Origin of the sequence: Methylocystis sp., from assembly GCF_046349115.1 — a bacterium.
Taxonomy (GTDB): Bacteria; Pseudomonadota; Alphaproteobacteria; order Rhizobiales; family Beijerinckiaceae; genus Methylocystis.
In genome coordinates, this window is record NZ_JAXMCX010000005.1 from 220,403 (window position 1) to 228,140 (window position 7,738).

Sequence of the window (7,738 nt, forward strand, 5' to 3'; positions counted from 1 at the left end):
TGTTCCTTAGAAGGTCTTTCCGGCAAGCAGCGCGAAATGCTCGACGATTGGGCCAAGCGCGAGCGCCGGGAAATATTGCAGCAGATAGAGGATTACGATGACGCCGAGCAGCAGCCCAATGAACAGCGGCCCATGCGTCGGGAAGGCGCCGACCGAGGCGGGAGCTTTCTTTTTCGCTGCGAAAGAGCCGGCGATCGCCAAGACGGGAATGACGAAGGCGAAGCGTCCGAGCAGCATGGCGACGCCAAGCGTCGTATTGTACCAAGGCGTATTGCCGGTCAGCCCCGCGAAGGCCGATCCATTATTGTCGGTGGCGGAGGCGAAGGCGTAGAGGATTTCCGAGAGCCCGTGCGGGCCGGCGTTGTTCAGACTGGCGAGCCCGGTCTCCAGCAAGACCGACGCGGCGGTGAAGCCAAGCACGCAGAGCGGATAGATCAGCGCCGCCAGCATCGCGAGCTTCATCTCGCGCGTCTCGATCTTCTTGCCGAGATATTCCGGCGTGCGGCCGACCATCAGACCGGCGACGAAGACGGCGATGATCGCCAGCACCAAAAATCCGTAAAGGCCGGCGCCGACGCCGCCCGGCGCGATGCTGCCCATCAGCATGTTGAACAGCGGCACAAGGCCGCCGAGCGGCATGAAGGAGTCATGCATGGCGTTGACCGCGCCGCAGCTGGTGCCGGTCGTCGCGACGGCGAACAGCGCGCTCATCGCGGGGCCGAAGCGCATTTCCTTGCCTTCCATATTGCCGAGCGTCGGATCGACGCCGATCTCGGTCAGCAGCGGATTTCCATGCGCCTCCGCCCAGTAAGCGACCAGAACGCCAGCGACGAGCACGATCATCATGGCGATGGCGATCACGCGTCCTTGCCGATGATCGAGAACCGCATGTCCGAAGGCGAAGGCGGTGGCGAAGGGGATGACCAGCAGCGCCCAAATCTCCAACATGTTTGAAAGAGCGCTGGGGTTCTCGAAAGGATGCGCGGAATTGGCGTTGAAGAAGCCGCCGCCATTGGTTCCGAGTTCCTTGATCGCCTCCTGGCTCGCCATCGGGCCGATCGCGATCGTCTGCTTCGCGCCTTCGAGCGTCGTCGCGTCGATTGACGCTTGCAGCGTCTGCGGCGCGCCCAGTGCGACGAGCGCCAGCGCCAAAATGATCGAGAACGGCAGCAGCACGTAGAGCGTCGACCGTGTGAGGTCGACCCAGAAATTGCCGATCGTCGGCGACTCGACGCGGGATAATCCTCGCACCAAGGCGAAGGCCATCGCCAGGCCGGTCGCGGCGGAGACGAAATTATGCACGGTGAGGCCGAGCATCTGAGTCAGGTGACTCATCGTCGTTTCGCCGCTGTAATTTTGCCAATTGGTGTTGGTGACGAAGCTTATCGAGGTGTTGAAGGCGAGATCGGCGGGAACGCCGGCAAAGCCTTGAGGATTGATCGGCAGATAGGCCTGGAGTCGCAGCAGCGCGTAAAGCGAGATAAATCCGACCACGCTGAAGACGAGCATCGCCATCGTATAGGAGAGCCAGCTCTGCTCCCGCGCCGGATCGACGCCGGCGAGCCTATAGAAGACGCGCTCGACGGGCGCGAGCGCCGGCGTCAATAGGCTGCGCTCGCCCGACAGAATTTTGGCGATGTAACCGCCAAGCGGAACCGCCGCGGCGATGACGGCGATGAGAATGATGGCGATCTGCGCCAGCCCAATGAACGTCATTGGCGAAACGCCCGGCTTCTCGCCGGGCCTCCTTTAGAATTTTTCGGGATGAAGCAGCGTGTAGACGAGGTAGGCGCCGAGCAGGACGGCGATGATCAACCCAATGACCGGTTCGGACATTTCTGGCTCTCCTAAAGACGCTCGCAGGCGCGCGCATAGGCAATGACAACCGCGAAAAGCAGAAGTCCGAAACCGACATAGAGGAGATCAAGCATGTTCGTTCTTCTCCGCGTAACCGCGCCGCTCGCCGTTGCACATGCGCCGCGCGCGAATTGCGTGGACGAGATTGTCGGCGACGAGAAACAGGAAGGCCGCGACGCCAAGGCCGATGAGAGATTCAGGCATGAGTGCGCCTCGCTTCACTTTCGCGATCGCGTTTTGGCGTGGGCCATCGCGGATCGCGCGAAAGGAATGTGGTCGCGAATGATGTAAGGGCGCCATTAGGAATTTCGCGCCGCCGGCGACAGCGGCGGAATCGCGACGCCCGCCGTCCTTGATGCTTCCTTCGCCTTGGACAGAGTCATACGAATTCCGGCTGATCGGTTCGCTCGGGCTGTGTCATTCCCGACAGGCCGAAGGCCTGATCGGGAATCCAGAGCCAATTCAAGAATTCTGGTTTTGCTCTGGATTCCAGATCGCGCGCGTTGCGCGCGTCTGGAATGACAGCCGAGCAGATCAACCGGAACTCGTATCAGGCTGCAGGACGGTTCGTTGATTTCAATGGTGGGCGGCGTGGGGGTCGAGCCTGTGCTCCCGCCCATGTGAAGCCAAGAATCCCAGGGGTCGATTGCCGATATGTTCGAATTTAAGCCGCTAAAAACTTGCCCGAAAACGCCTGCATGGCGCGCGCAAAACTAACGCCACTTTGGCGCATTTCTCAAACCATAGCGCTCGCATGCTTTATTCAAAATATTGTCAAATAAGCCAGGATAGAATATTTCGTTTAATGCCTTTCTTGAATTGTAGATATTTCTGATAAATACGTTAGGCAATTGAACATTATTTCTGAATTCCTCATATTTCGCGACGTACCACTTTTGTGATGCAACATTATGAATTTGCGTATCAATCGGATGCCCGGCAAGTACGGACGCGCCCTGCGAGAAATTATCCTTTAGAATGTCAAAGCGGGAAACAAATAAATCAATTTTTAGAAACTCATTCCTTGTGAAAATTTCCTCTGCTTGAAAGGAAATTTCATTCTGTCGGATATCGTAGATATCGCAAATTAAATCCAAAGCTTCACTAACATCATTTTTGACTGCGCAATAATACCAAAACCGTTCCATAATTCTATTAAAGTCCTCCGAGAACAATATGCTTTCACTAAAATTGACCAATTCTTCTTTTTTACCATATTCTGTTCGCCCCCATTTATCTACGGACAGCGACTGAAAAAACGAAGATATTAGCCTGTCGATCGGATCTCTATAAACAGAGATTAGCTTAAGCTTTTTGTTATTGTGCTGATAATATTCTTCGCTCAGTTCTCTAAGCTGTTCATTTGTTAAGTCGATGTGTTTCGGCTGATGCGCATGGACACAACTGAATCCATTATAATTTAACGTTCCGCTTAGTGATTGTGTCATTGTTTTGTGCGAACTAAAAACAATGAAGTCAAGCGACATGAATGTAGATTTATCCACGTCTTATCCTTCCCAAAGTTCATCTCGGAAAACTTTACGTTCTCTCGCGAGATGAGCCTTACGCCGCGGGCGACGTCAGATCAGCGTGATCGCCGAGACCAGTCGACCGTAATCCGACTCGCGGCGATGAACGCTGCGGCGGTAGCTGAAGCAGCGCGCCTCATCCGCATAAGTATCGACGCCGAGGTCCTCGAATGAGGCGACGTCAAGCGCTTCGACCCGCGACGCAATGAAGCCCGGCAAATCGAAGGTCGCGTGGCCCTCGCGCTCGGTCGGCGTAAAGAACCGCGCGAACGCCTCGTCCATTTCGCGAAACCGCGCGACGAATTCCGGACCGACTTCATAGCTCGTCGCGCCGATCGCCGGACCGAGCGCGACGTGAATGTCGGCGCGCCGCGCGCCCTGCGTTTCCATCTGTGCGACGGTCGCTTCGATGACGCCGCCGAGCGCGCCCTTCCAGCCGGCGTGACAGGCGCCGACGACGCCCGCCTTCGCGTCAGCGAAAAGCAGCATGCCGCAGTCGGCGCCGGTGACGCCGAGCGCGAGCGAAACTTCCGTCGTGACCACGCCGTCGCATCGCGGCCGCGAGTCGGCGCTCCAGGGTTCGCGCACGGCGCGCGCGTCCGCAGAATGAATCTGAAAAGGCACCAGCAGGCGCTCCGCGTCGACGCCGAGCCGCGCCGCCATGCGGGCACGATTCTCGGCGACGTGCGGCGGCGCGTCGCGCGAACCGACGCCGCCGTTGAGCGATGCGTAAACGCCCTCGGAGACTCCGCCCGCGCGGGTGAAAAAGGCGTGGCGCACGCCGGGCAGGCCAAGATTTCGCGCGGTAAGCGCATGCATTTCGAGCGTCATCGCGTCGATGTTACACGAAAAATCCCGGCAGGTCGGGCATATCCGGATGAGTCACCGCCATCACCTTGAACAGCCCGCCCATCTGATGACGCGCGTCGTCGATTCCGGCGAGACGTTCGAAGGCGTCGACGATGGCTTGCGCCTGCTCGGGCGTCGCCTTCTTCGATAGGGTCTCCGCCCGGCGTTCGATGCCAAGCTGCAGGAGAAAATGCGCCTGCGTCACGGGACCCAGCACCTTGGCGCCGCATGCATGCGCGGCGCGCGCCAGAGCGGCGAAATCGACATGCGCGGTCAGGTCCGCCTCTCCCGGCGCCGCCAGCGGATCGACATAGGCGTGGCGCGACACGGCCTGCAGACTGTCGCCGATCGTGGTCTGTTCATAGCCATAGTCGATAAGCAGGAGCGCGCCGCCTTCGGCGACGAGGCGCGTCGCGATCTCGCTCATCAGCTTCTGACCGACGGGGCTGACTTCAATGACCGATCCCTCGCGCGCCGGAATGTTGAGCGCCGTCTCGATCTCATCGGACAGTCCGAATGCCAGTTCGCCCTCGGCGTCGAGCCCGACGAGTTGTTCGCGCCAGCCGCCGGCGGTCTTGACGTAGTGCCGGACGGGCAGAGCGTCGAAGAATTCATTGGCGACGATAAAGGCGGGGCCGGGCGGGGTTTCGGCGAAATCCGAATGCCATTGCACAGGCTTTGCGGCTCTGGCCAATGTCTGGCGCTGCGCTTCGCGCAGAATCGGACTGGTTTCGACGAGATGCACGGTGACGGCGGAAAAGAAATTGGGCGCGATCGGCGCGACGCGCAGCACGTCGGACATCAGCGTGCCGCGGCCGGGACCAAGCTCGACAAGCCGCGCCTGAGAGGGACCGCCCGCCGCGCGCCAGGCTTCGGTGATCCAGACGCCAAGCAACTCGCCGAACATCTGACTGATCTCCGGCGCGGTGATGAAATCTCCGCTCGCGCCGAATGGATCGCGCGTCATGTAATAGCCGTGGCGCGGATGGGCGAGGCAGAGCGACATGTAATGCTCGAGCGTGATGGGCCCCTCATGCGCGATTGTTTCGATCATCTCTCTCTTCAAGGCGCTCATGCGGTCGCGCTCCTCGGGCGGAGCGCGAACATGATCGCGGCGGCGCCAAGTAAAACAAGCGGCGCGGAGAGCGCCATGCCCATGGTCAAACCATTCGGCAGCGCTTCCTGCACCGGATCGGGTTCGCGAAAAAATTCGCAGAAAATTCGCGCCATGCCATAGCCGACGCCAAAAAATCCGGTGACGAGTCCCGGCTGTTTGAGCGCGCCATGGCGCGCGGCGAAGAGCAGCAGCACGCCGAGCGCGAGGCCCTCCAGGCCCGCTTCATAGAGCTGGCTCGGATGGCGCGTCGCGTCGCCGGCGCCAGGAAACGCCATCGCCCAGGGAACGTCAGTCTCGCGGCCCCACATCTCCGGCTTGATGAAATTGGCGAGGCGACCAAAGAAAATGCCGATCGGCGCAACCGCCGCGCAAATGTCGCTGACCGTCAGCAGCGGCATGCCGCTACGGCGGGCGTAGAAATACATCCCGACCATCGCGCCGATCAGGCCGCCGTGGAACGCCATGCCGCCTTTCCAGGTTTGAAAGATTTCGAGCGGATGCGCGACATAGAAGGCCGGGTCATAGATCAGCACATGGCCGAGGCGTCCGCCGATGATGACGCCGAAGGCGACGAAGACGAGGAGATCGTCGAGAGAGTCACGGCTTGGCCGTGGCTGGCCACGACTCCACAGCGCGTCATTCGCGACCAGCGCGCGAAGAACGAGCCAGCCGAGGATGAAGCCGCCGATATAGGCGAGCGCATACCAGCGCAGCGGCAGGGGACCGACGTTGACTGCGACGGGATCGATCACAGGAAAGGGAAGCGCGAAAATCGGCATTAAGCAGGTCCGAAGGCGGGCGCGCGATTCGAACCTACGCGCCCCACCTGTCTTTTACCCGCCGGCCCCACGGATGTCATGTCCCGGCTGGCGCGTCGCAAAACGCATCCCCGCCGGATCACGCCGCCATTTTCTGCGGCATGAAGCGTCCGTAGAAGGTTTCGCCCTTCGCCGCCATGTCGCGCAGCAATTGCGGCGGCTCGAAACGCGGGCCGTAAGTCGCGGCGAGTCTGTCGCACAGCGCGACGAAATTTTTCGCGCCCATGGCGTCGATGTAAGAGATAACGCCGCCGGTGAAGGGCGCGAAGCCGAAGCCGAGAATCGAGCCGACATCAGCTTCGCGCGGATCGGTGACGACGCCTTCCGCCATGACGCGCGCCGCCTCGACCGCCTGGGTGACGAGAAAGCGCTGCTTCATCTCGGCGACGTTAAGCGTCTCGGGATCGAGCTCATGTTGCGCCAGCGCCGACAGTCCGGGCCACAGGCTTTTCGTTCGATCGGCGTGATAGTCGTAAAAGCCCTTGCCGTTCTTGCGGCCGAAACGGCCGTTCTCCTCGACCAAGAAGCGCAGCACGCGCTCCTGAGCCGGATCGACCGAACCTTCGCCGAGATCCTTCTTCGTCGCTTGCAGGATCTTCCATCCCAGATCGAGCCCCACCTCGTCATTGAGCGACAGCGGCCCAACTGGCATGCCGGCCATGCGGGCGACATTTTCGATCATCGCCGGCGGCACGCCATTAACGAGCATGATCTGCCCTTCCCGAACGTAATTGAGCACGCAGCGATTGGCGAAGAAGCCGCGCGAATCATTGACGACGATCGGCGTCTTCTTGATGATGCGGATGAAGTCGAGCGCCGTCGCCAGCGCGCGGTCGCCGGTTTTTTCGCCAAGGATCACTTCGACAAGCAGCATTTTCTCGACCGGCGAGAAGAAATGGATGCCGATGAAATTCTCAAGCTTTTGCGCGGTTTCAGCGAGCGAGGTGATCGGCAGGGTCGAGGTGTTCGAGGCGAAGATCGCGTCGGCGCCGACGACAGCCTGCGCGCGCTTGGTCGCTTCGGCCTTAACGGCGCGGTCCTCGAACACCGCTTCGATCACGAGATCGCAGCCTTTGAGCGCCGCATAATCGGCGGTCGCGACGACGCGGGCGATCAGCGCGTCCTTGTCGGCGGTGGTGGCGCGGCCCTTGCTGACCGAACTCGAAATGAGCTTGTCGATCGTCGCCAGACCCTTGTCGGCGCTCTCCTGATCGCGATCGATCAGAACGACGTCGAGCCCGTTGAGCGCGCTCACATAGCCGACGCCGGCGCCCATGAAGCCCGCGCCGATGATGCCGATCTTCTTGAGATCGGTCGGACCGACGTCTTTGGGCCGATGCGCGCCCTTGTCCAATTCGTTCTTGGAGAGAAACAGCGAGCGGATCATCGCCGCCGCTTCCTTCGAGCGCAGAATATGCGCGAACCAGCGCGACTCGACAGTCAGCGCCTGATCCATCGGCAATTGCAGCCCTTCATAGACGGCGTGCAGAATGGCCTTGGCGGCGGGATAATTGTCGTAGGTCTCGCGACGGTAGATGGCGTTGGCGGCGGGCCAGATCATCATGCCT

8 protein-coding genes are annotated in these 7,738 nt (G+C 60.4%); all 8 read right to left on the bottom strand.

Annotation, left to right across the window (positions count from 1 at the left end):
* Nucleotides 1-6: 6 nt before the first annotated feature.
* Nucleotides 7-1,716, bottom strand: coding sequence for a potassium-transporting ATPase subunit KdpA (kdpA, locus tag U1E20_RS14265; RefSeq protein WP_409981284.1), 1,710 nt, complete (start codon nucleotides 1,714-1,716; stop codon nucleotides 7-9).
* A gap of 33 nt (nucleotides 1,717-1,749) precedes the next feature.
* The gene (gene kdpF / locus U1E20_RS14270; protein WP_409981299.1) at nucleotides 1,750-1,836 is read right to left on the bottom strand and encodes a K(+)-transporting ATPase subunit F; all 87 of its coding nucleotides are present in this window, start codon (nucleotides 1,834-1,836) and stop codon (nucleotides 1,750-1,752) included.
* Between the two features lie 87 nt (nucleotides 1,837-1,923).
* Nucleotides 1,924-2,061: a hypothetical protein gene (locus U1E20_RS14275; protein WP_409981285.1), complete on the bottom strand. Its 138-nt coding sequence runs from the start codon at nucleotides 2,059-2,061 to the stop codon at nucleotides 1,924-1,926.
* A 509-nt stretch (nucleotides 2,062-2,570) separates the two neighbouring features.
* Nucleotides 2,571-3,362 (bottom strand): hypothetical protein, encoded by a 792-nt coding sequence (locus U1E20_RS14280; RefSeq protein WP_409981286.1) that lies wholly within the window; start codon nucleotides 3,360-3,362, stop codon nucleotides 2,571-2,573.
* A 75-nt stretch (nucleotides 3,363-3,437) separates the two neighbouring features.
* The gene (locus U1E20_RS14285; protein WP_409981287.1) at nucleotides 3,438-4,217 is read right to left on the bottom strand and encodes a polyphenol oxidase family protein; all 780 of its coding nucleotides are present in this window, start codon (nucleotides 4,215-4,217) and stop codon (nucleotides 3,438-3,440) included.
* Nucleotides 4,218-4,227: 10 nt separating this feature from the next.
* Complete coding sequence (locus U1E20_RS14290) at nucleotides 4,228-5,310, bottom strand: class I SAM-dependent methyltransferase (protein WP_409981288.1); 1,083 nt, start codon at nucleotides 5,308-5,310, stop codon at nucleotides 4,228-4,230.
* Nucleotides 5,307-6,131 (bottom strand): prolipoprotein diacylglyceryl transferase, encoded by an 825-nt coding sequence (gene lgt, locus U1E20_RS14295; protein WP_409981289.1) that lies wholly within the window; start codon nucleotides 6,129-6,131, stop codon nucleotides 5,307-5,309. The genes U1E20_RS14290 and lgt overlap by 4 nt, the downstream gene beginning before the upstream one ends.
* A 118-nt stretch (nucleotides 6,132-6,249) precedes the next feature.
* Nucleotides 6,250-7,738, bottom strand: a 1,489-nt coding sequence (locus U1E20_RS14300; protein ID WP_409981290.1) for a 3-hydroxyacyl-CoA dehydrogenase NAD-binding domain-containing protein, incomplete at its 5' end; no start/stop codon positions are given.